This window comes from Sulfitobacter sp. HGT1 (genome assembly GCF_013282155.1).
GTDB lineage: Bacteria > Pseudomonadota > Alphaproteobacteria > Rhodobacterales > Rhodobacteraceae > Sulfitobacter.
On record NZ_BLWI01000009.1, the window covers coordinates 1 to 24111 of the forward strand.

21 protein-coding genes and 1 tRNA gene are annotated in these 24111 nt (G+C 58.1%); 13 read left to right on the forward strand and 9 right to left on the reverse strand.

Annotation, left to right across the window (positions count from 1 at the left end):
• Together HGT1_RS09755 and HGT1_RS09760 are read left to right on the forward strand one after the other, a co-directional pair.
• Window positions 1-179: ATP-binding protein (locus HGT1_RS09755; RefSeq protein ID WP_176249758.1), on the forward strand; the 179-nt coding region annotated here is incomplete at its 5' end.
• Between the two features lie 319 nt (window positions 180-498).
• Window positions 499-693 (forward strand): hypothetical protein, encoded by a 195-nt coding sequence (locus HGT1_RS09760; RefSeq protein ID WP_255200162.1) that lies wholly within the window; start codon window positions 499-501, stop codon window positions 691-693.
• Window positions 694-918: 225 nt separating this feature from the next.
• Here HGT1_RS09760 and HGT1_RS09765 read toward each other — a convergent pair whose 3' ends face one another.
• On the reverse strand, window positions 919-1092 hold the full coding sequence (locus tag HGT1_RS09765) for a hypothetical protein (RefSeq protein WP_176249759.1): 174 nt from the start codon (window positions 1090-1092) through the stop codon (window positions 919-921).
• Window positions 1093-1303: 211 nt separating this feature from the next.
• Window positions 1304-1389: transfer RNA gene (locus tag HGT1_RS09770), tRNA-Leu, on the reverse strand.
• A 204-nt stretch (window positions 1390-1593) separates the two neighbouring features.
• On the opposite strand from HGT1_RS09770, the gene HGT1_RS09775 reads away from it, so the two are divergent.
• Complete coding sequence (locus tag HGT1_RS09775) at window positions 1594-2577, forward strand: complex I NDUFA9 subunit family protein (RefSeq protein WP_176249760.1); 984 nt, start codon at window positions 1594-1596, stop codon at window positions 2575-2577.
• Between the two features lie 53 nt (window positions 2578-2630).
• On the opposite strand, the gene HGT1_RS09780 is transcribed toward HGT1_RS09775, so the two are convergent.
• Window positions 2631-3434, reverse strand: coding sequence for an undecaprenyl-diphosphate phosphatase (locus HGT1_RS09780; RefSeq protein WP_176249761.1), 804 nt, complete (start codon window positions 3432-3434; stop codon window positions 2631-2633).
• 226 nt (window positions 3435-3660) lie between these two features.
• Here HGT1_RS09780 and HGT1_RS09785 point away from each other — a divergent pair, with 226 nt between their 5' ends.
• The 8 genes from HGT1_RS09785 (at window position 3661) to HGT1_RS09820 (ending at window position 15806) form a co-directional block, all read left to right on the forward strand.
• Window positions 3661-5094, forward strand: coding sequence for an NAD(P)-dependent oxidoreductase (locus tag HGT1_RS09785; protein ID WP_176249762.1), 1434 nt, complete (start codon window positions 3661-3663; stop codon window positions 5092-5094).
• A gap of 65 nt (window positions 5095-5159) precedes the next feature.
• Window positions 5160-9692: a glutamate synthase large subunit gene (gltB, locus tag HGT1_RS09790; RefSeq protein WP_176249763.1), complete on the forward strand. Its 4533-nt coding sequence runs from the start codon at window positions 5160-5162 to the stop codon at window positions 9690-9692.
• A gap of 139 nt (window positions 9693-9831) precedes the next feature.
• Window positions 9832-10410 carry a Hint domain-containing protein gene (locus HGT1_RS09795; RefSeq protein ID WP_176249764.1) on the forward strand — a complete coding sequence of 193 codons (579 nt, stop codon included), beginning with the start codon at window positions 9832-9834 and terminating at the stop codon, window positions 10408-10410.
• A 39-nt stretch (window positions 10411-10449) separates the two neighbouring features.
• On the forward strand, window positions 10450-11163 hold the full coding sequence (locus tag HGT1_RS09800; RefSeq protein ID WP_176249765.1) for an SGNH/GDSL hydrolase family protein: 714 nt from the start codon (window positions 10450-10452) through the stop codon (window positions 11161-11163).
• A gap of 27 nt (window positions 11164-11190) precedes the next feature.
• Window positions 11191-11916, forward strand: coding sequence for a monofunctional biosynthetic peptidoglycan transglycosylase (gene mtgA, locus HGT1_RS09805; protein ID WP_176249766.1), 726 nt, complete (start codon window positions 11191-11193; stop codon window positions 11914-11916).
• A gap of 60 nt (window positions 11917-11976) precedes the next feature.
• The gene (locus HGT1_RS09810; protein WP_176249767.1) at window positions 11977-12642 is read left to right on the forward strand and encodes a glutathione S-transferase family protein; all 666 of its coding nucleotides are present in this window, start codon (window positions 11977-11979) and stop codon (window positions 12640-12642) included.
• Window positions 12643-12705: 63 nt separating this feature from the next.
• Entirely contained in the window at window positions 12706-13734 is a 1029-nt protein-coding gene (gene queG / locus HGT1_RS09815) for a tRNA epoxyqueuosine(34) reductase QueG (protein WP_176249768.1), read from the forward strand.
• 65 nt (window positions 13735-13799) lie between these two features.
• A complete protein-coding gene (locus HGT1_RS09820) occupies window positions 13800-15806 on the forward strand; it encodes a hydantoinase/oxoprolinase N-terminal domain-containing protein (RefSeq protein WP_176249769.1) in 2007 nt (668 codons plus the stop codon).
• Window positions 15807-16079: 273 nt separating this feature from the next.
• Here the strand turns inward: HGT1_RS09820 and msrA are convergent, their stop codons facing one another.
• The 6 genes from msrA to ade form a co-directional block, all read right to left on the reverse strand.
• A complete protein-coding gene (gene msrA, locus HGT1_RS09825) occupies window positions 16080-16589 on the reverse strand; it encodes a peptide-methionine (S)-S-oxide reductase MsrA (protein WP_176249770.1) in 510 nt (169 codons plus the stop codon).
• The gene (gene msrB / locus HGT1_RS09830) at window positions 16586-17035 is read right to left on the reverse strand and encodes a peptide-methionine (R)-S-oxide reductase MsrB (protein ID WP_176249771.1); all 450 of its coding nucleotides are present in this window, start codon (window positions 17033-17035) and stop codon (window positions 16586-16588) included. The genes msrA and msrB overlap by 4 nt, the downstream gene beginning before the upstream one ends.
• Window positions 17036-17222: 187 nt before the next feature.
• Complete coding sequence (locus HGT1_RS09835; protein ID WP_176249772.1) at window positions 17223-18092, reverse strand: DMT family transporter; 870 nt, start codon at window positions 18090-18092, stop codon at window positions 17223-17225.
• Between the two features lie 131 nt (window positions 18093-18223).
• Window positions 18224-18514 carry an HU family DNA-binding protein gene (locus HGT1_RS09840; protein ID WP_176249773.1) on the reverse strand — a complete coding sequence of 97 codons (291 nt, stop codon included), beginning with the start codon at window positions 18512-18514 and terminating at the stop codon, window positions 18224-18226.
• Window positions 18515-18641: 127 nt separating this feature from the next.
• Complete coding sequence (locus HGT1_RS09845) at window positions 18642-20105, reverse strand: AMP nucleosidase (RefSeq protein WP_176249774.1); 1464 nt, start codon at window positions 20103-20105, stop codon at window positions 18642-18644.
• Window positions 20102-21904 carry an adenine deaminase gene (ade, locus tag HGT1_RS09850; RefSeq protein WP_176249775.1) on the reverse strand — a complete coding sequence of 601 codons (1803 nt, stop codon included), beginning with the start codon at window positions 21902-21904 and terminating at the stop codon, window positions 20102-20104. Before ade ends, HGT1_RS09845 begins: the two co-directional genes overlap by 4 nt.
• 87 nt (window positions 21905-21991) lie before the next feature.
• Between ade and HGT1_RS09855 the strand changes: the two genes are divergently transcribed.
• Together HGT1_RS09855 and HGT1_RS09860 are read left to right on the forward strand one after the other, a co-directional pair.
• Window positions 21992-22747 carry a class II aldolase and adducin N-terminal domain-containing protein gene (locus tag HGT1_RS09855; RefSeq protein WP_176249776.1) on the forward strand — a complete coding sequence of 252 codons (756 nt, stop codon included), beginning with the start codon at window positions 21992-21994 and terminating at the stop codon, window positions 22745-22747.
• Between the two features lie 24 nt (window positions 22748-22771).
• Window positions 22772-23932 (forward strand): acyl-CoA dehydrogenase family protein, encoded by a 1161-nt coding sequence (locus HGT1_RS09860; RefSeq protein WP_176249777.1) that lies wholly within the window; start codon window positions 22772-22774, stop codon window positions 23930-23932.
• The last annotated feature ends 179 nt before the right edge of the window (window positions 23933-24111 follow it).

A 24111-nucleotide genomic window follows, 5' to 3' on the forward strand; every position in this document is an offset into this window, starting at 1 on the left:
TGAGCTTCAGCGAATGGGCAATGGTCTTTGGTGACGCCAAAATGACCACTGCTTTGCTCGACCGCCTTACCCATCGCTGCCACATCCTCGAGACCGGTAATGACAGCTACCGCTTCAAAGCCAGCTCCGAAACGGCGAAACAGAAACGAAAGGAGACACCACCATTGACCACATCATGACGAACAAAGCATAACGACTGAGCGGGTCAAATCTCGGTGACAACACCGGGTCAGTTTTAAGTGACATCCAACAGCAAAGGTTAGGATGGCGGACGGCAATCGTTTGGGAATGCGCCATCGGGAAGAAGCGAGATGCCGACGTGATTGAGGAGATCGCGGCATTCATTCGCGACAAATCCGTTCGCCATCAAGAATTCGGCTGATCGATTTCTGGAAATAAGAGGTCAACCCCGACCTTGTCTGCAACCTGTTCGCTTCACTGGAGCCGGACATTGCACACGTAGGTCAGTTGCGTAGTTTCGGACCAGGTCAAATCTCGGTGACAATACCGGGCCAGTTCTTAATTGACCTTGCCGATGAGGTATGGGGGCTGCTGAAGATCTTCGGGATCCGCCTGCCCAAGAGGGTGAAATATGGCAGCTTCGAGGCCATCGTCCGATCCAAGATCGAAATGGACGAAGCTCTGGCGCATGCGCTGGTGCCGCTCCTCAATGCGCTGCTCGTCTGCATGTAAGAATGAGCGATAGCGCGCCTGAGATCTGCCGCGTTAGTCAGGTCTTTTCTGAGTTTGAAGGTCTCGATTGGAGTGGGACACCTATTTCCCAACACGTTAGTTTCTATTCTACCGCATAGGCCAAGTCATGGGACAACTTGATCCCAGATTTAATGAGGTTTCGGAAGCTTGTGGAAGTCCCCAACGGGCGACCACTCAAATTTGCGTTGTCGGCAACTGCAAAGTTCATGCTGCCTCGCTCATGATGCGCGTAAGCTCGTCGTCCAAGTTTGCCTGAGCAGCAATCTGTCGCTCGAGTTCAAGTATGATCGGGATGAACTTAGCCCTATCCTCTCTCGCCTTCACGATGCGCACCATCACTCGTCGCGCGGCCTTGAACTTCTCCACTTTCTCGTCCATCTGCTCCGTCCTCCAATTTAGGGTCGGAGAGAATATCGGTCCGATGTCTTCAGCACATAAATCGCCGAGAGTGAGCCAGCTTTGGTCGTCCTGCAGCGGGTTCTGCGACGGGTCCCGAGGGTTCTGTGGGGCAGCTTGTGGGGCAAGTTTGGGAAGGAAACCCTGCATAAACGCAAAAAACCCAGCATTGCTGGGTTTTTTTGCTTGATATTGGTGCCCAGAAGAGGACTCGAACCTCCACACCGTTGCCAGTACTAGCACCTGAAGCTAGCGCGTCTACCATTCCGCCACCTGGGCACAGGGGGGTTGTGAGGGCTGCTCTAATCATGCGGGGCGGGGGTGTCAATTGGATTCGCTGACATTCTTGCATCTTGTTTGCTTCATTGACCCTTGCGGGTGATGTGCCGCGAAGGGTTGGGGCAAACTGGGCTGATTTGCGGCTTGTTCCCAAACGGTCAAAACGGTATCTATCGCTCAGTTTTTCTGAACAGGAGCATCATCATGTCAAAGCTGGTGACGATCTATGGCGGCTCGGGGTTTGTCGGGCGTTATATTGTGCGCCGCATGGCCAAAGCAGGATGGCGGGTTCGCGTGGCAGTACGCCGCCCGAACGAGGCGATTTTTGTGCGCCCCTATGGTGCTGTTGGTCAGGTTGAGCCTGTTTTCTGCAATATCCGCGATGACGCATCGGTGCGTGCGGCGATGCAAGGGGCAGATGCTGTTGTGAACTGCGTCGGCATTCTGGCGGAAACCGGCAAGAGTACGTTCGAGGAAATTCAGGCTGGCGGGGCGGAGCGGATTGCACGGATCGCCGCAGACGAAGGCATCAGCCGGATGGTTCAAATCTCGGCTATCGGGGCGGATATTGATTCTGCCAGCGAATATGCACAGACCAAGGCAATGGGCGAGGCGGCTGTTCTCAAGCATATGCCGGATGCCGTTATCCTGCGTCCGTCGATTGTGTTCGGCCCGGAGGATGAATTCTTTAACCGCTTTGCAGGCATGACACGTCTCAGCCCGGTGGTGCCTGTTGTTGGCGCAGATACCTTGTTCCAGCCGGTGTATGTGGATGACGTGGCAAAGGCGGCTGAAATGGCCGTTCTCGGTGATGCGCCAGCCGGCATCTACGAGCTGGGCGGCCCTGACGTGGAAAGCTTCCGCGCATTGATGCAGCGGATGCTGGCAGTAGTGCATCGTCGTCGTTTGGTGATTGGCTTGCCTATGTTCGTGGCCAAGATCCTGGCGGGTGCCTTTGATCTTTTGCAGGCGGTTACGCTTGGGCTGGTCAGGAATTTTATGGTCACCCGTGATCAGGTCAAGAACCTTGGCACTGACAATGTGGTTGCACCGGATGCAAAGGGTTTTGACGCGTTGGGGATTTCGCCTGTGTCGATGTCATCGGTCTTGCCGGATTATCTGTGGCGGTTCCGCCCGTCCGGGCAGTACGACGACATTATGGCGTCTGCCAAAGACTTGCGCAGCTGATCACCTGATAGACTTTTACAAAGGCCCTGCCATACCGGCGGGGCCTTTTGCGTTTATGAATAAGCGTAAGCCAGCAGCGCGATGCCCAATATCACCCGGTAGATTACGTAAGGCGTAAAGCTGACACTGCGCAGCAGGCGCATCATCAAGACAAGCGCCAGCATCGCCGCGACAAAGGCAAAGGCCGCAGCGATGGAGGCGTCTTTCGCCAATTGCCAGTCGGCCTCTCCGATCACATCCAGCGATAGCAACGCACCCGAGGCAAGGATTGTGGGGATCGACATCAGCATCGACAGGGTCGCAGCCCCGGTGCGATCATAGCCCAGCTTGCGGGCCGCAGTGATGGTGATGCCTGACCGCGAGGTGCCGGGGATCAGCGCGACTGCCTGTGCCAGACCCATCCACACCGCGTCTTTCATGCGCCAGTCGCCGGCGGACATCTCGTTCCCGCCAGTTTTATCTGCCCAATACAGCACAAGCCCGAATATCAGCATGGTCCAGCCAATCACGGCGACGGACCGCAGCATTTCGTCGATGCCCATTGCTTTAAACAGCAGTCCTGCGACCAAGACGGGGATCGTCGCGATGATGAGCAAAAGCGCAGTGCGCGCGCCACGAGTGTCGACCTTGCCCTGTGCCAGGCGGCCTAATCCGATCGTCGCCTCGATAACCTGCGACCGGAAATACAAGATCACGGCAAGCAATGTGCCGACATGAACAGCAACGTCTATCGCCAGCCCTTGATCGGGGCCGCCAGTGACGAATGGCAGTAGTATTAGATGTCCAGAGGATGACACAGGCAGGAATTCGGTAAGGCCCTGAATGATGGCCACGAGTAATAGTTGAAACAGTGTCATGGTCTGATTGCCTGCGATGCTTATGCTGAGGCCGACGTATAAACCCGCTCAAAAGAAAGCAAAGAACTATATTAAGTCCGCATCGGAACTAAAATACGCAGAAAATCGCCTCACTCTCAAAACTGGGCGAAAAAAATTTACATATAGGTCAGCACTGCTGCCTTTATTATCATTTCGCATTTGTGTAAGGGAGGCTAACAAAGTTTTTCAGGCGGAGTTTTCGATTATGGCAAAGCAGCCAATGCTTAAGTTTACAACGGTTTCACGGGATATGCCCGAAAAGCGGATGCCGAATCTGCGCCGCGAAGACTTTCACGAGATTTACGCGGAATACGCGGATGAGAAAGCCAAAGAGCAGGCCAGCCGGTGCAGCCAATGTGGTGTGCCGTATTGTCAGACCCATTGCCCGTTGCACAACAACATCCCCGACTGGCTGCGTCTGACAGCCGAAGGCCGTCTGAAAGAAGCGTATGAAGTGTCGCAAGCCACCAATACCTTCCCCGAGATTTGTGGCCGTATCTGCCCGCAGGATCGCCTGTGCGAAGGTAACTGCGTGATTGAACAGTCCGGCCACGGCACTGTGACCATCGGGTCGGTCGAAAAATACATCACTGACACCGCGTGGGAAAACGGCTGGGTGCAGGCGATCAAGCCGCACACCGAGCGTACTGAATCCGTTGGCATCATCGGTGCTGGCCCCGGCGGTCTGGCCGCCGCCGACGTGCTGCGCCGCCAGGGTGTGCAAGTCACCATCTATGACCGCTATGATCGCGCAGGCGGTTTGCTGACCTACGGCATCCCCGGCTTCAAACTGGAAAAAGATGTGGTGATGCGCCGCAATGACCAGCTTGCCGAAGGTGGCGTAAAGTTTGAACTGAACTGTAATGTCGGCGTCGACATCAGCTTTGCCGATATTCGTGCCAAGCATGACGCAGTGATCATCGCGACCGGCGTTTACAAAACCCGCGAAATTCAGGCCCCCGGTGTAGGGGGTGTCGGCCTTGAGCGCGCGATTGATTTCCTGACCGTCAGCAACCGCAAAAGCTTTGGCGACACTGTCGAGGAATTTGAATCCGGTCGTTTGAACGCCCACGGCAAAAAGGTCGTTGTCATCGGTGGTGGCGATACCGCGATGGACTGCGTTCGTACCTCGATCCGTCAGGGTGCGACATCTGTGAAATGTCTGTACCGCCGTGACCGTGCCAACATGCCCGGCAGCCAGCGCGAAGTGCAAAACGCCGAGGAAGAAGGCGTTGTGTTCGAATGGTTGTCTGCCCCCAAGGGGTTTGTCGGTGATCCGGTGACAGGTGTCATGGTGCAAAAGATGCGTCTTGGCGCGCCCGATGCCACAGGTCGTCAGGCCCCCGAAGTGATCGAAGGCGCTGATTACGTCGAAGAAGCCGATCTGGTGATTATGGCCTTGGGCTTTGAGCCAGAAGACCTGCCAACATTGTGGCGCACACCTGAACTGCCCGTGAACCGCTGGGGCACGATCAAGGCCGATTACGTCACGGGTGCCACCGATCTTGATGACGTCTATGCCGTGGGTGACATCGTGCGCGGTGCGTCACTGGTGGTTTGGGCAATCAAGGACGGCCGCGATTGTGCGCAAGCCATCCTTGAGAAGCTGGGCACGAAAACGGCCATCGCAGCCGAATAACCGGCCCCACGCCTGTAACAAATGTATTTTCGCGCCCAAGGCGCGCCCGAATTAGGAGATAGCAAATGACCAAGTATGATGAAGCCTGGGTAGCCCGCGAAGAAGCAAAGCGCGCGCATATGGCGGCAAACGGTCTGTATTCCGAGGAAGAAGAGCATTCTTCCTGTGGTGTTGGCCTTGTTGTGAACATCGACGGCTCGTGCAGCCGCGATGTGGTTTTGTCGGGCATCAAAGCGCTGAAAGCGATCTGGCACCGCGGTGCTGTTGATGCGGATGGCAAGACCGGCGATGGCGCGGGTATCCACGTGCAGATTCCGGTCAACTTCTTTTACGATCAGGTCCGCCGCACCGGCCACAGCCCGCGCGAAGGTGAATTGATTGCCGTTGGTCAGGTGTTCTTGCCGCGCACCAACTTTGCCGCGCAAGAAACCTGCCGGACCATCGTCGAAACCGAAGTGCTGCGCATGGGGTATTACATTTACGGCTGGCGCCACGTGCCGGTCGATATCTCTGTGCTGGGTGAAAAGGCCAACGCGACCCGCCCCGAGATCGAACAAATCCTGATCTCCAATGCCAAAGGCGTGGACGAAGAAACATTCGAGCGCGAACTTTATGTGATCCGCCGCCGCATCGAGAAAGCCGCGCTCGCCGCGCAGGTACCGACCCTTTATATCGCGTCGATGTCCTGCCGGTCGATCATCTACAAAGGCATGATGCTGGCCCAGGATGTGGCCAACTTCTATCCCGATCTGCTGGATGACCGCTTTGAATCCGCCTTTGCGATCTATCACCAGCGTTATTCCACCAACACCTTCCCGCAGTGGTGGCTGGCGCAGCCCTTCCGCATGTTGGCCCACAACGGCGAGATCAACACCCTCAAGGGCAACCTGAACTGGATGAAGTCGCACGAAATCCGCATGGCGTCGGGCACATTCGGTGACATGGCCGAAGACATCAAACCAATCGTCGCGGCGGGGTCGTCTGACTCTGCTGCGCTGGATGCGGTGTTCGAGGTTCTGGTACGCGCAGGTCGCAACGCCCCGATGGCGAAAACCATGCTGGTGCCTGAATCATGGTCCAAGCAGGCGGTTGAACTGCCCGAAGCGTGGCGCGACATGTATTCCTATTGCAACTCTGTGATGGAACCCTGGGATGGCCCTGCCGCCCTTGCCATGACCGATGGCCGCTGGGTTTGCGCAGGCCTTGACCGTAACGGTCTGCGCCCGATGCGCTATGTCGTCACCGCTGACGGTATGCTGATCGCCGGTTCCGAGGCGGGCATGGTCCCCCAGGACGAAGCAAACGTAATCCACAAAGGCGCGCTTGGCCCCGGTCAGTTGCTGGCTGTGGACATCGAAGAAGGCAAGATGTTCGGCGATACCGAGATCAAAGACAAACTGGCGGCATCCCGTCCGTTTGGCGAATGGGTCGGCAAGATCAACGAACTGGACGAAGCCCTGAGCGGCATCGAGGAAAAGCCGTTGTTTGCCGGTGACGAACTGCGCCGCCGTCAGGTGGCTGCCGGTTATACCATTGAAGACCTTGAGCAGATCCTCGCCCCGATGGCCGAGGACGGTAAAGAACCGTTGGCGTCGATGGGCGACGATACACCATCGGCAGTTCTGTCGAACCAGTACCGCCCGCTCAGCCACTTCTTCCGCCAGAACTTTAGCCAGGTGACAAACCCGCCGATCGACAGCTTGCGCGAATTCCGCGTGATGAGCCTGAAAACACGCTTTGGTAATCTGAAAAACGTGTTGGACGAATCCAGTGCCCAGACCGAAATTCTGGTGCTCGACAGCCCGTTCCTGGCCAACGCGCAGTTCGATCAGCTGATGGGTGAATTCAACGCGGATTCCGTGACCATCGATTGTACCTTTGAACCCGGTGGCAGCAACCTGAACGATGGTCTGCGCCGCATCCGCGAAGAGGCCGAAGACGCCGTGCGTTCCGGCGCGGGGCACATCGTGCTGACCGACCAGTTCAGCGGCGAGGGCCGTGTTGCGATGCCGATGATCCTGGCGACTTCTGCCGTGCACAGCCAACTGACCCGCAAAGGTCTGCGGACATTCACATCGCTGAACGTCCGTTCCGCTGAATGTGTTGATCCGCATTACTTTGCCGTGTTGATCGGTTGCGGTGCGACCGTGGTAAACGCCTATCTTGCCGAAGACTCGCTGGCCGACCGTATTGATCGCGGCCTGCTGGACGTGAACCTGACCCAGGCGATGTCGCGCTACCGCGAGGCAATCGACCAGGGTTTGCTGAAAATCATGGCCAAGATGGGCATCAGCGTCATCTCGTCCTATCGCGGGGGCCTGAACTTTGAAGCGGTGGGCCTGTCACGCGCCATGTGTGCCGAATACTTCCCCGGTATGACCAGCCGCATCAGTGGCATCGGTACCAACGGTATCCAGCGCAAGGCCGAAGCCGTACATGATCGTGGTTGGAAGGGCGACGCTGTCGTCATGCCGATCGGTGGTTTCTACAAGGCGCGCACCTCGGGCGAGACCCACGCATGGGAAGCATCGTCGATGCACATGTTGCAGATGGCGTGTAACAAAGCCTCCTATCAGATGTGGAAGCAGTACAGTGCCAAGATGCAAAGCAATCCGCCGATCCATCTACGCGATCTGCTGGATATCAAGCCGCTTGGCGCTCCGATCCCGATTGAAGAAGTCGAAAGCATCACCGCGATCCGCAAGCGTTTCGTGACCCCCGGCATGTCGCTTGGTGCGCTGTCACCAGAGGCTCACAAGACCCTGAACGTCGCGATGAACCGCATCGGTGCCAAGTCGGATTCCGGCGAGGGCGGCGAAGATCCGGCACATTTTGTGCCCGAATCCAACGGCGACAACCCGTCTGCCAAGATCAAGCAGGTTGCGTCGGGCCGTTTTGGTGTGACCGCCGAATACCTGAACCAGTGCGAAGAACTGGAAATCAAAGTCGCCCAAGGTGCCAAGCCCGGCGAGGGTGGCCAGCTGCCCGGTATGAAGGTCACCGACCTGATTGCCCGTCTGCGCCATTCCACCAAGGGTGTGACGCTGATTTCCCCGCCACCGCACCACGACATCTATTCGATCGAAGACCTTGCGCAGCTGATCTATGACCTCAAGCAGATCAACCCGCGCTGCAAGGTGACCGTGAAACTGGTGGCATCGTCCGGCGTTGGGACGATTGCGGCGGGTGTGGCCAAGGCCAAGGCGGATATCATCCTGATCTCGGGTCACAACGGTGGCACCGGCGCGTCGCCTGCGACATCGATCAAATATGCGGGTCTGCCATGGGAAATGGGTCTGACCGAGGCACATCAAGTGTTGTCGATGAACAACCTGCGTGACCGCGTGACCCTGCGCACCGATGGTGGTTTGCGCACAGGTCGTGACATTGTCATGGCCGCGATGATGGGTGCCGAAGAATACGGCATCGGCACCGCTGCGCTGATCGCGATGGGCTGTATTATGGTGCGTCAGTGCCAGTCGAACACCTGCCCCGTGGGCGTGTGTACCCAAGACGAAGCACTGCGCGGCAAGTTCACCGGCAATGCCGACAAGGTCGTCAACCTGATCACCTTCTACGCTACCGAAGTACGTGAATTGCTTGCGTCCATCGGTGCGCGCAGTCTGGATGATGTGATTGGCCGTGCCGATCTGCTGGCGCAGGTCAGCCGTGGTTCTGCCCACTTGGATGATCTGGACCTTAACCCGCTATTGATCACGGTCGATGGCGCGTCCGAGATCGTTTATGACCGCAGCAAGCCACGCAATGCCGTGCTGGATACGCTGGACGCTGAAATCGTGCGCGATGCCGCGCGGTTCCTTGAGGATGGCGAGAAGATGCAGCTGAGCTATGCGGTGCAGAACACGCACCGTACGGTTGGCACACGCACCTCCAGCCATATCATCAGCCGCTTTGGCATGAACAACCAGTTGCAGCCCGACCACCTCACGGTCAAGCTGACAGGGTCCGCCGGTCAAAGCCTTGGTGCATTTGCCGCACCGGGTTTGAAACTGGAAGTGTCCGGCGATGCCAACGATTATGTCGGCAAGGGTCTGTCGGGGGGCACGATCGTGGTGCGCCCATCCATGGCCAGCACGATCATTGCAGCCGAGAACACCATTATCGGCAACACCGTTCTGTATGGTGCGACCAAAGGCTTCCTGTTTGCAGCAGGCCGCGCAGGCGAACGGTTTGCCGTGCGTAACTCTGGCGCGCATGTTGTGATCGAAGGCTGCGGCAGCAACGGTTGTGAATATATGACCGGCGGTGTGGCGGTGATTTTGGGCAGCATCGGTGCCAACTTTGGTGCGGGTATGACGGGAGGCATGGCCTATCTCTATGACCCCGAAGGCCGCGCTGATTCCGTGCTGAACATGGAAACGCTTGTGACCTGCCCGGTCACGGTCGATCACTGGGAAAACCAGCTGAAAGGTCTGATCGAACGGCATCTGGCCGAGACAGGCAGCCGCAAGGCCGCTGACATCTTGCAACATTGGGAAACTGAAAAGACCAACTTCCTTCAGATTTGCCCAAAAGAGATGCTGATCCACATTCCGGCACCGCTGAGCCACGAAAAGAAAGCGATGCCTGCTGAGTAGCAGAGTAGCTTTTGACCCAATGCCGGGCGTTATCATTGATCACGCCCGGCACGTAATTGCCCCAATTGACCCTCAAATGTCCTTAAATAGGACACGATCGACCTGCATTCTCGGTTCAACCAAATACCGAGGTGATCCCATGTCCGAGTTCTTTCATGATACATTTCTAGACGCTGAACCCGTTGCTTTTGCTTCAGGTTTGACTCGTGGAACACTGATTGAAACGGTCAGGGGCCCGCGCGCGATCGAAACGCTCAAATTGGGTGATCTGATCGAGACCGCGGATGGCGATCTGCAACCCTTGCGCAGCCTAAGCCGTCAAAAGATGCGCGGCACGGGTGCCGATGCACCGATCCGTATTTCGGTTGGCGGCATCGGAAATTCAGAACCCTTGTTGCTGGCCCCCTTGCACCGTGTGCTGCTGAACGGCTGGCAGGCTGAACTGTATTTCGGTCAGGACGAGGTATTGATCGAAGCACGGTCGTTGGTGAACGGGACAACCGTCACACGTCAGGAATGCGATCAAATAGAATATCTGAGCCTTGGCTTTGACGCACATCAGGTCATTCTTGCCCAAGAGGCGCTGGTCGAAAGCGATATGCCCCATGAAAATGGTGACTATATTGATGCCATGCGACCACGCAGCAATGCCGCACCAAGCGGTAAATTGGCCCGCCCGACCGTAGATTGGGCCGAAGCCCGCGTTGTCGCGGTTTAAGCGACTTTACCAAGGCGCGCCGCGTCCTATGTTGTACGGATGACCAGTTTCATCACATCGCGCGCGCGGATCGTTCTTGTTCTGCTTTTTGGATTAGCCGTTGCGGCTTGTACGGATACGGCCCCGAAAGGTGGCGGTGATATTCTTGTTATTGGCGATTCCGTCATGGCCTGGAACGGCCGGAGCGATCAGGCCATCCCCGATGTTATCGCCAAGACCCTGGGCCGGCAGGTGACGAACAAGGCCATCCCCGGCGCAAAATTTGACAACGGGTCTGCCCTGTTTTCTGCAATCGGTTTCGACATCCAGCGGCAATATCCCGGCGGCAGTTGGAACTGGGTCGTTGTGGATGGCGGGGCAAATGACCTGGGGTTTGACGATTGCAAATGCGCAGCCTGCCGCCCGGTTGTGGATGAACTGATCGGCCCGGACACGACATCAGGCACCATTCCCGCATTTCTCGCCGGGCTGCGCGACAGTGGCGCGCAGGTTATCTGGATGGGGTATTACAAGGGAAACGGCAAAGGATCGTTCGAAGGATGCCGCGACGATCTGGTTTTGCTTGAACGGCGCATTGCACGGTTTGCCGCACGCACGCCGGGGGTGACTTTTCTGGATTCAGAGATGGTGATCGACCCCGCTGACCCGACCCAGTTTGCCAGCGACAACACGCATCCGTCTCCCAAGGGGTCGGCCTTGATCGGCAGCTATCTGGCAAAAGCGATTTCCGAACGCGACCCCCGTTCACAATGAGCCGCAGGGGCAGTATAGCTGTTCTCCATGGCGAAACGAGCATCATCCAAAAAGACCAAAACAGCCCCGAAGCCCCGCAAGGGACTTAAGTCGCGGATCATCCGGGCGGCCCTGAAGGTGGCACTGGTCGGCACCGGCATCGTTTTCGCGCTGGTATTGCTGTTTGCCGTGTTTAACCCCCCTACAACCCCGTACATGTTCAGCGAAAGCCGCAGGCTGGGTGGTGTCGACCACCAATGGGTTCCGCTCGAGGATATCGCCCCCGTTATGGCGCGGTCCGTGGTGGCTGCGGAGGATGCGAATTTCTGCAACCACTGGGGCTTTGATCTGGCCGCGATCAAGAAGGCGATTGCCGAAGGGTCAAACCGGGGCGCATCGACGCTAAGCCAGCAGACGGTAAAGAACGTATATCTGTGGCATGGCCGCACATGGATCCGCAAAGTCCTGGAGGCCGCCATCACCCCGGTCGTCGAAGCCGTCTGGACCAAGCGCCGGATCGTCGAGGTCTATCTGAACGTGGCCGAGTTTGGCGAAGGCGTGTTCGGCGTTGACGCGGCGGCCCAACATTACTTCGGGGTCATCCCTGCAAAACTGTCGGCGACCCAGGCCGCGCGGCTTGCTGCGATCTTGCCCTCGCCCAAGACGCGTTCGGCTTCAAAGCCCAGCGATTATGTCAGAAAACGCAGCGCGCAAATCCGCGACGGAGCGGCGACAATCAGCAACGATGGGCGTGCCGCCTGTTTCGAGAGTTGAATATACAACTCAACACAGGCATGAGTGGAAGAAGCTTATCCTTAGTTTTGGAACCTTACCATGGCCCGCCTTTTTCACGTACCGCTATCCCCTTTCTGCCGAAAGGTCCGGCTGAGCCTTGCTGAAAAGAAGATCGAGGTCGAGCGGGTAGACGAGCGGTATTGGGAACAAGACCCCGATTTCATGCGCAAGAACCCCGCCGGCAAAGTACCGGTTTTGCAACTGGATGGCATTATCATGTCGGAAAGTGCCGCGATTTGCGAGTATATCGAGGAAACCCGCCCGGAGCCGTCGCTGATGCCAAGCGACCCCGTCCAGCGTCTTGAAGTACGCCGTCTGGTCAGTTGGTTCGATGACAAATTCCACTCCGAAGTTACATCAAAGCTGCTGTACGAACGGGTGAACAAAAAGGTCATGGGCCAAGGGTTTCCCGACAGCCGCAACGTCAAGGACGGTGCCAAGGCGATCAAATACCACATTGATTACATGGCGTGGTTGTTGGACCATCGGCGCTGGCTGGCGGGTGATGTGATGACACTGGCCGATTTTGCGGCTGCTGCGCATCTGTCGTCGCTTGATTATATCTCGGATGTGGATTGGAACCGGTCGGATGTGGTCAAAGACTGGTACGCCAAGATCAAATCCCGCCCTGCGTTCAGGTCTTTGTTGGCCGATCAGGTACCGGGGTTTCCGCCGCCAAAGCATTACAATGACCTTGATTTCTAGTCTGAAAGCGTTGGGGGCTGTCTGCCCCCAAACCCCCGAGGATATTTCTGAGCCAGAGAAGACATGGACGGTTTAAAGGATCGTTTGGTTGCCCGGGCCTTGGAAGAGGGGTTTGTGGCGTGCCGGGTGTGCCGGCCTTCGGATGTTCGGCAGGTGCCGGCGCGTCTGGCTGCTTTTGTAGAGGCGGGGTATCACGGTCAGATGTCCTGGATGGCGGAGCGCATGGCGTGGCGCGGCGATCCGGCGGCTTTGTGGCCCGAGGCGCGGTCGGTGATCATGCTGGCAGAAAGCTATGCCCCCGAACATGATCCGACAGCGATATTGGGGCAGCCGCAGAAAGCTGCGGTGTCCGTCTATGCCCACGGGCGCGATTATCATGACATCGTCAAAAAGCGGCTCAAGCGGTTGGCGCGGTGGTTGATCGAGCAGGAGCCCTGCGAGGTAAAGGTGTTCGTGGATACCGCCCCGGTGCCGGAAAAGGCGTTGGGCCAAGCGGCCGGGTTGGGATGGCAGGGCAAGCACACCAATCTGGTCAGCCGTGACTGGGGGAACTGGGCCTTTCTGGGCGCGGTTTTCACGACGCTTGAGTTGCCCGTCGACGGGGCCGAGGGTGATCATTGCGGGTCGTGCCGGTCTTGTTTGGAGGCCTGCCCGACTGATGCTTTTCCGGCACCTTACCGGTTGGACGCGCGGCGGTGCATTTCCTATCTGACGATCGAGCATAAAGGCCCTGTTGATCTGGAACTGCGCAGCAAGCTGGGCAACCGGATCTACGGTTGTGATGATTGCCTTGCGGCGTGCCCGTGGAACAAATTTGCCGTCGCGGCCAGCGACATGCGCTATCACGGTGGGGTCGGAGCACCTGATCTGGCAGAGCTGGCAACGCTGGATGATGCCGCATTCAGGCTGAGGTTTTCAGGATCTCCGGTCAAGCGGATCGGGCGTGACCGGTTCATTCGCAATGTTCTGTATGCCATCGGCAATTCGGGCATGGCCGCGCTTGCACCCGCGGCACAAGCCCATGTGGATGACCCTGATGCCACAGTAGCCGATGCCGCGCGTTGGGCTGTTGCCCGCTTGGCTGCGAAATGACGCAAACAGGCTGGACGCGCATGGCGTTATGTCTAAACCCGTCCCAGTAGTTCAAGGAGAAGACGATGGCGTTGCTTTTGGGTGTTGATACCGGCGGAACCTATACCGATGCGGTATTGATCCGTGACGAAAAGGACGTGATCGCGTCGGCCAAGGCGCTGACGACCCGCAATGACCTTGCGATCGGTGTTGGCAACGCGGTGCGCGCGGTGCTGGAAAAGGCGCATGTAAAGGCGGCTGATGTGTCGCTTGCATCCTTGTCCACGACATTGGCGACCAATGCGTTAGTCGAAGGGCAGGGTGGCAGGGTCGCGCTGATCTATGTCGGTTTCAAGGAGCGGGACTTGCAGGCCCACGGCTTGGCCGATGCCCTGAAGGGTGACCCCTATCTGGTGGTGTCGGGCGGGCATAATCACGCAGGTGGCGAGGTGATGCCGCTGGACGAAGCCGCTTTGGTTGCGTTTCTTGAGAGCCACAAGGATGACGTGAGCGGTTTTGCTGTCGCCAGCCAGTTCGCCACGCGCAATCCCGCACACGAGCTGCGTGTTGCGGAGCTTGTCGGGCAGTTCACCAACAGGCCCGTGTCATCGTCACATCAATTGTCGGCCAAGCTGAACGGGCCAAAACGTGCGCTGACGGCTGTTTTGAACGCCCGTCTGATCGGGATGATCGACCGTTTGATCGGTCGCGCCGAAAACGTGCTGATCGAGATTGGGGTAACGGCCCCCCTGATGGTGGTGCGCGGCGATGGTGCGTTGATTTCATCGGCCCAAGCCCGTGAACGCCCGATCGAGACGATCCTGAGCGGCCCTGCGGCGTCAATTGTCGGGGCACGTTGGATGACCGGTGCGGATCATGCGCTGGTCAGTGACATTGGCGGGACGACGACCGATGTGGCGCTGCTGCGCGGCGGGCGGCCTGCCATTGATCCTGCGGGCGCACAGGTCGGGCCCTATCGCACCATGGTCGAGGCGGTGGCGATGCGCACAACCGGTTTGGGTGGTGATAGTGAGGTTCATTTCCTGACCGAAGGATTGCAAGGCGGTATCACCCTGGGGCCAAGGCGGTTGTTGCCTGTTTCGCTGGTGGCGGTCGATGCGTCCGACGTTGTGCATGACGCGTTGGACGCGCAATTGCGCACGGCGACCCCGGGTGAATTCGATGCAAGATTTGTGCGGGCGGTTGCAGGTCAAACGCACGAAGGCATCGGCCCGAGAGAGGTTACCCTGCTTGAGCGGATTGGCGAGGGCGTACACCCGTTGGGTGATATCCTGCGGTCACGGATCGAAACCGGGGCGCTGAAACGGCTTGTTGAACGCGGCTTGGTACAGATTGCGGGCGTCACGCCGTCTGATGCCAGCCATGCTTTGGGCCGTGTTGATGCGTGGGATGCGGAGGCCGCGCGCAAGGCCTTGCGCCTATTCGGGCGGCGGCGCACGGGGGCGGGTGAGATGCTTGCCCCTGACCCTGATGTGATGGCACAGATGATTGTCGATCAATTGACCCACCAAACTGCGTTGGCCTTGCTGGAGACCGCATTTGCAGAAGAAGACCCTGCGTTTGACGCCCCGCCCGAGGTTCTGGCGCGTCATGTTCTGCTGCAAAGGGGGCTCAAGGGGCACCGGGGCCTTTTGCGGATAGAGGCGGCGCTGAATGTGCCGGTGATCGGGTTGGGGGCCTCGGCGCCGGCCTATTACCCTGCTGTCGGTATCGCCCTTGGGGCCAAGATGATCCTGCCGGAACATGCGGGTGTGGCAAATGCCATTGGCGCAGTGGTGGGCCGCGTGACGATGCGCGAAAGCGGGACAGTCACATCACCCAGCGAGGGCAGGTTTCGCGTGCATCTGGAAAGCGGGCCACAGGATTTCACCAATCAGGCCAGCGCGTTGGCACAGCTTGAGGGGGTCTTGCGCGAGAAAGCCGTGGCGGACGCGCAGGCGGCAGGGGCGGCAGATATTCAAGTGAGCGTCGAGCGGGACATTCGCACTGCCGGTGTCGAGAGCCGCGAAGTGTTTATCGAGGCGGTGATCACTGTCGAAGCAACAGGGCGCCCTCGGGTTGCGGATGGCTGATAGACACGCCGGACATGAATAGTGCACCTAGATTGTTTCTGCGATCTACATCGAATAGCCATATTTTTTTCTATTCCTGTGTGCAGTAGTAAATGGCAGTGTTGTGGTTTCCAAAACCGTTGCGCTGATAATCAGTTTGGTTCCGATACCTTCTGCGGAAAAGCAGGCGTTTGGACCCTAAAGAGTTAGCGAGTGAAAATGGTGCCGCACTTCGAGGCGGCACCAAGACCCAGAAGGCGGGGGCAATATTCCCCGCCTTCTGTGGTTTTCACATTATTCGGCAGCGGCACGTTTCGGCAAAACCCAATCCGGGCGGGGGAAATGGCAGGTATAGCCATTGGGACTCCGCTCCAGATAATCCTGATGCTCGGGCTCGGCCTCCCAGAAATCGCTCACGGGCTCGACTTCGGTCACGACTTTTCCGGGCCAGATGCCGGAGGCGTCTACGTCAGCAATCGTATCCAGGGCGACGGCCTTTTGGTTATCATCCTCGTAATAGATCGCAGACCGGTAGCTGAGGCCGCGATCATTGCCCTGACGGTTCGGGGTGGATGGGTCATGGATCTGGAAGAACAGTTCCAGCAGATCCCGATAGCTTAGAACCTCGTCGTTAAAAATGACCTCGATCGCTTCGGCATGGGTGCCGTGATCGCGATAGGTTGCATTGGGCACATCGCCACCGGAATACCCGACGCGGGTCGCAATGACCCCGTTACGTTTCCGGATCAAATCCTGCATACCCCAAAAGCATCCGCCCGCCAGTACTGCGCGTTGTTGCGTCATGCGACGTCCTCCACTTGGTTGATGTATTCGCCATAGCCTTCAGCTTCCATATCGTCACGGTGGACGAAACGAAGCGAGGCCGAATTGATGCAATAGCGCAGGCCGCCACGGTCAGGCGGGCCATCGGGAAAGACGTGCCCGAGATGGCTGTCGCCATGGGTGCTGCGCACTTCGGTGCGGATCATGCCTAGGGTCGCGTCGCGCAGTTCGTTCACATAGGCGGGTTCGATCGCCTTGGTAAAGCTGGGCCAGCCACAGCCTGAATCGTATTTGTCAGCTGAGGCGAACAGAGGCTCGCCTGAGACGATATCAACGTAGATGCCCGGCTCTTTGTTGCTAAGCAGCTTGCCGGTGCCGGGGCGTTCTGTCCCGCTTTGCTGGGTGACGCGGTATTCTTCTGGCGACAGGGCCGCGATGGCTTCGGGTGATTTCTGGTAAGTGGGCATGGATGTCTCCTTTGCAGTCTTGATACATTAGATGGGGCTGGCAGGAAATTTTCAAAGGGTTTGTCACGATTGCGCACCTTTCCGTGAAGGCGCTTTCCAACGTTGACGGTCTGGGGCTGACGGTCAGGCGGCCATGGAATTCTACGAGAACTCCCGGCCGATTTCTTTCAAGAAAGACGTCTGGCCCTCAGGCCGCGCGCTGCCGTGAAATTTGCACCGCCAAGATGCCAAAGCCAATCACCACCACCCCGATGATGTCCTGAACCCCCAATGGTTCGCTCAGCAGCAACCATGCAATCGCGACCCCAAAGAAGGGATTTAGAAAGTGGAAGGTCGCAGCCCGTGTCGCCCCTATGCGGTTCACCAGCCAGAACCAGACCACCGTTGCCAACAGGCCCGGCACCACACAGGTATAGGTAAATGCGGCCAGCAGCGGCCAGCTTGGCGAAAGGCGGGGTGTTTCGAACAGCAAGGTTGCGATGGTCAGGGTGATGCAGCCGACAAGCATCTGCAATCCGACGACCATCATAAAGTTCCCGCCAGATGTGGCCCCGCGCACCAGAAGTGTCGCCGCCGTCAGCGCAAGCGCCCCGATACCGCACAGCAAAAGCCCCATCATATCAACGCCACCGCTGATCCGTGCGCCCATGATGATCGACACGCCGACCACACCGGCAACTAGGCCCGCAATCCCCAGCGGCTTGAGCTTTTCCCCCAGGAACAGCCAGGTCGCCAAGCCGACCAAAAGCGGCATCGTCGAGGCAATGATCGCAGCCAGCGACGCCTGTACAGTTTGCATCGCAACAAAGTTCAGCCCCAGATAAACGGCATTTTGCAAAATGCCAAAGATGATCGTTGCGCGCCATTGCGCCGGGGTCAGTCGCCATGTTTGCCCTAGCGCCAATGCGATCCCGACACCCAGCAGCCCCGAGATCAGATAGCGCGCGGACAGCGCCATCAGGGGCGATGCGTCTGCCACGATAATACGGGCCGAGGTAAAGGCGGAAGACCACATAAAGGCAAAAGCCAGCCCCACAAAAACAGCGCGAATATCCATGGGGGCCTTTCCGAAACCTTGGTCGCTTTGACCTTTTCGCAGATGGGTATGATGCGCAAGGGGCTGCCCCTGCCCTGAAACGAAAAAGGGCCGCCCCTATGGCGACCCTTTTGATAAACCTGTTGCCAGACTTATTCGTTAACGCTGTCTTTCAACGCTTTCGCGATGGTCATCTTAACGACCTTGTCCGCTTCTTTCTTGAACTGTTCGCCAGTCGCTGGGTTGCGAACCATACGCTCTGGACGTTCGCGGCAATAGATTTTGCCGATACCAGGAAGAGTGACAGCACCGCCGCCGGATACTTCTTTGGTGATCAAAGCACATACTGCATCCAGTGCAGAACCTGCTGCTTTTTTGTCTGTGCCCATTTCATCGGCCAAAGCTGCGACGAGCTGGGTTTTTGTCATTGGTTTTGTAGCCATCTTTTTTTCTCCTTCGTCCGCCCGAATTAGGGCCTCACTGGCAGAATGTAACGGTATGTTGTGTGAGAACACAACGAATAGGTGTCCAAAAACAGCGAAAACATGCGCTTTTTTGGTTTTTTCCCCTTTAAAGGAAGGCCGTTTCGTCGAAAGATCGCAGTTTTCTGCTGTGAAGCCGTTCCAGCGGCATGTCGCGCAGCAATTCCATGGCGCGAATTCCGATCATCAAATGGCGTGCAACTTGGGTTTTGTAAAAGCCTGACGCCATGCCGGGCAGCTTTAATTCGCCGTGCAGCGGCTTGTCTGACACGCATAAAAGCGTGCCATAGGGTACTCTGAACCGGTAACCATTGGCCGCGATTGTGGCACTTTCCATGTCCAGCGCAACGGCGCGAGATTGCGACAATCGCTGCACCGGCCCCGACTGATCGCGCAATTCCCAGTTCCTGTTGTCGATGGTCGCAACCGTGCCCGTGCGCATGATGCGTTTCAGCTCGTACCCCTCAAGCTGGGTGACCTGTTCAACGGCGTCTTCCAGCGCGATCTGGATTTCGGCCAGCGCAGGGATCGGCACCCAGACCGGCAGGTCATCATCCAGCACGTGATCTTCGCGCAGATAGGCGTGGGCCAGCACGAAATCGCCCAGCTGTTGGGTGTTGCGCAGGCCCGCACAATGGCCGACCATCAGCCACGCATGCGGGCGCAGTACGGCGATGTGATCGGTCGCGGTTTTGGCATTCGACGGACCGACACCGATGTTTACCAGCGTGATCCCCGACCCGTTTGCACGCTTCAGGTGATAGGTCGGCATTTGCGGCGTTTTGCCTGTATCGGGCAAAGGCGCGTCGCCATCCGTGATCTCGGCATTGCCGGTGGACACAAACGAAGTATAGCCGCTGTCCGGGTCGCGCAGCATGGCACGGGCGTATTCTTCGAACTCGGTCACATAGAACTGGTAGTTGGTGAACAGCACATGACACTGGAAATGGTCGGGATCGGTTGCGGTATAATGCGCCAGTCGTGCCAGTGAATAATCAACCCGTTGCGCGGTAAAGGGGGCCAGGGCACCCACACCATTTGCAGGCGAATAGGTGCCATTTACAATATCGTCGTTGGTGGTGCTGAGATCAGGCACATCGAACACATCCCGAAGGGTGAAGTCTGCCGCACCATCATGAGGGATCGTAATAGCGGCATCCCCCGACACGGCAAAATGCACCGGAATCGGCGTGTCGGACACATCAATAACAACAGGCTGGCGGTGGTTTTCGATCAGCAGGTCGATTTGCTGGATCAGATAGTTTCTGAACAGGTCGGGCCGTGTGATCGTCGCGGCATAGGTGCCGGGGGTTGATACATGGCCAAAGGAAAGGCGGGAATCGACCTGCGCATAGCTAGAGGTCGTGAAGCGGATTTCAGGGTAAAACGCCCTGATCCGCGTGGCCGGCGGGGCATCATCCATGGATTTTTGAAAATGCTCGGTCAAAAAGCCGGTCGCTTGGCGGTACAGCATGATCAGATGTTCGACCGCTTTTGTCGCATCGGTGAACTTTTCGGCAGGCGGGCTGTCTGGGCTTAGAATGCGGTTCATGATGTTGGCTCGAACAAAGGGATAAATTCAAAACTGCGGACATCGACAAGGCCAAGGTCCGAGATGCGCAATTCGGGGATCACGACCAAGGCCAGCAGGGAATGTTGCATATAGGCGTTGTTCAACGTGCAACCGCAGTCGCGCATGGCTTGCATCATGGCTTCGGTTTTCTTGGCGACCTCGGATGCGGGGCTGTCGGACATCAGGCCTGCGATGGGCAGTTCGACCAATGCCAGTTCTTTGCCGTCTTTAAAGATCGTGATGCCGCCGCCGACCTCGCCCAACCGGTTCGCGGCCATCGCCATGTGATCGGCATCGGTCCCGACAACAATCATGTGGTGGCTGTCATGGGCCACTGTGGACGCCATCGCCATCGGCCCCTCGTAGCCAAAGCCCGAGACAAAGGCGTTTACCACTGTTCCCGTTGCGCGATGCCGTTCCACCAGTGCAATCTGGCAAACTTCGCCCGTGGCCTGAACGCGCCCGTCTGTCACGGGCAGCTCGAACTTCAGCGCGCGGGTGGGGGCCTGATTTTCAACCACGCCGATCACGTTTGCGGTGACGGCATTCGCGCCCTTGGGGGCGTCGATCTGAAAGTCAGCCGCTTTCAGCGTTTTGCCCATATGCACCGTTTGGCGGGCTTTTTCGGGCCAGTCATAATGCGGGCAATCCACAACACATTCGCCCGCCTGCGCCACGATCTGCCCGCGTGCGATCACAGTCTCGATCGGGAGGGTTTTCAAGTCAGAGGTCAGGATCACATCGGCCCGCCGCCCCGGCGTCAGCGACCCGATCTCGCGTTCCAGCCCGAAATGGGTGGCGGTGTTGATCGTCGCCATCTGCAAGGCGACCAGCGGGTCGCAGCCGCAGTCAATCGCGTGACGCACGACGCGGTTCATATGCCCGTCGTTGACTAAGGTGCCGGAATGGCAATCGTCGGTGCACAGGATCATATTGCGCGAATCCAGCCCCTTTTCGGTGATCGCGGTGATCTGGGTTTCAACGTCATACCACGCCGACCCCAGCCGGATCATCGACCGCATCCCTTGACGCATCCGCGCAATCGCGTCCGCCTCGCAGGTGCCTTCGTGATCGTCCGCTGGCCCACCGGCCACATAGGCGGCAAAGGCTGGACCCAGATCAGGCGACGCATAATGCCCGCCCACGGTCTTGCCTGCACGTTGGGTGGCAGCGATCTCGGCCAGCATCTTGGGGTCGCCATTGGTCACACCGGGAAAGTTCATCATCTCGCCCAAACCGATGATGCCGGGCCATTGCATCGCCTCGGCGACATCTTCGGCGGTGATCTCGAACCCTGTCGTCTCCATCCCCGGTGCCGAAGGCGCGCAGGATGGCATCTGGGTGAAGATGTTGATCGGCTGCAAAAGCGCTTCGTCATGCATCATCCGCACACCTTCGAGACCCAGCACATTGGCGATCTCGTGGGGGTCGGTGAACATGGATGTGGTGCCATGAGGGATCACGGCGCGGGCAAATTCGGCAGGCGTCAGCATGCCGCTTTCAATATGCATGTGCCCGTCACACAGACCCGGGATCATGTACCGCCCCTTGGCGTCGATCACCTGCGTATCGTCGCCTTTGCAATGGCTGGCATCAGGGCCAACAAATGCAATGCGTCCCGCGACAATGGCGATGTCATGGTCGGGCAACAGCTCGCGGGTATGCACGTTTACCCAAACACCGCCGGTGATAATCATATCCGCCGCCGCGCGCCCCGCCGCGACCGATACTAACGAAGCAGCCACATCGGGCCATGAAGGGAAGGGAGTATGTGTCATGCCTGACGTTGACACGAAGATTGCACGAGGTTCAAGGTGATGCGACGCAAGGAAAGCCGATCACCCGCGCAAAACAGGGAGACCCAAATGACCGTGACGCAAATCCGTCAGAACATGGACCACTGGCAGGAACGGGTCGATATGGCCGCCGCGTTTCGCTGGACAGCGCGGCTGAACATGCACGAAGGGGTGGCGAACCACTTTAGCCTTGCCGTGAATGACGATGGCACCAAGTTCCTGATGAACCCCAATCAGGTGCATTTCAGCAGGATCAAAGCCAGCGACCTGATCGAGGTGGACGCCAACAACCCCGACACGCTGAACGGCCCCGATGCACCCGACCCGACTGCTTGGGGCTTGCATGGCGGCGTTCACCGAGCCTGCGCCCACGCGCGCTGCGTGATGCATGTGCATTCGATCCACGCGACGGTGCTGGCCAGTCTGCAAGACAGCCGCCTGCCGCCGATTGACCAGAACTGCTGCACCTTCTTCAACCGCGTCGTGATCGACGAAGATTACGGCGGGCTGGCATTCGAAGACGAAGGCGCGCGCTGCGGCACCCTGCTGACCGACCCCAAACAAAAGGTCATGGTCATGGGCAGCCACGGCGTGCTGGTGATCGGTGATACCGTGGCGGATACCTTTAACCGCCTGTTCTATTTCGAACGGGCCGCCGAAACGTATATTCGTGCCCTGCAAACCGGCATGCCCCTGCGGCGCATCCCTGACGACATCGCAGAAAAAACCGCGCAAGAGCTGGAAAACTATCCCGAACAAGACGCGCGCCATCTGGCCGAACTCAAGGCTATCCTGGACGAAGAAGGATCAAACTATGCGCATTAACCTTGGTATCTCGGGAGCCCAGCAATGAATTACGGCCTGACCGAAGAAAACCTGATGATCGCCGACACCGTCCGAAGCTTTGTCGAGAAAGAGATCTACCCCCACGAGACATTGGTGGAACAAACCGGCGAAGTCCCGCAAGAGATCGCAGAAGAGATCAAGCGCAAGACGATCGAGCTGGGCTTCTACGCCTGCAACTTTCCCGAAAGCGTCGGCTGCGCGGGGCTGAACCATCTGGAATTTGCATTGGTGGAGCGCGAGCTGGGGCGCGGATCAATGGCGCTGAACCACTTTTTCGGGCGGCCGCAGAATATCCTGATGGCCTGCGAAGGCGAACAGATCGACCGCTATCTGATGCCCGCAGTGCGCGGCGAACGCATGGACGCGCTTGCAATGACCGAACCGGGTGCGGGATCGGATGTGCGGGGGATGAAATGCATGGCGCGGCGCGATGGCGGTGATTGGGTGGTGAACGGAACCAAACATTTCATTTCGGGCGCGGATCACGCCGATTTCATCATCGTCTTCATCGCGACGGGCGAAGATATGACGCCCAAAGGCCCTAAAAAGCGGATTACCGCCTTTCTGGTCGACCGCGGCACGCCGGGCTTTACGATCCGCGACGGGTACAAATCGGTCAGCCATCGGGGCTATAAAAACATGATCCTCGAGTTCGACGATTGTCGCCTGCCGGATGCGCAGGTCTTGGGCGAAGTCGATAGCGGCTTCGACGTTATGAACACATGGCTCTATGCTACCCGCATTACGGTTGCGACCATGTCGGTGGGCCGGGCACGGCGGGTCTTCGACTATGCGATGGATTATGCCGCAACACGCGAACAGTTCGGTCAGAAGATCGGCAAGTTTCAGGGGGTGAGCTTCCAGCTCGCCGATATGATCACCGAAATCGACGCGGCTGATTTGCTGACGTTGGCGGCAGCAGACCGTCTGGACAAAGGCCTGCCCGCAAACCGCGAGATCGCGAGCGCCAAACTCTATGCCTCAGAGATGCTGGCCCGTGTGACGGACGCGACACTTCAGTTGCACGGCGGCATGGGGCTGATGGATGATTACCCGATTGAACGCTTCTGGCGGGATGCGCGGGTTGAGCGGATATGGGACGGCACCAGCGAAATCCAGCGCCACATCATCAGCCGCGAGATGTTGCGTGCGCTGGGGGCCTGACGTTCCGCTGCCATTTGGCATCGGCCGGGCAGGGGGGCCAACCCCCCTGCGCTTGCGCGCATCCCCCCGGGATATTTTTGAGCCAGAGAATGAGGGCAAAAATGAAGGCTTTAAGCTTTTGTTCAGGATGAGAGGTCTATCCTATGCAGGCGGTACAGGCGGGGACGCCGATGACCGCA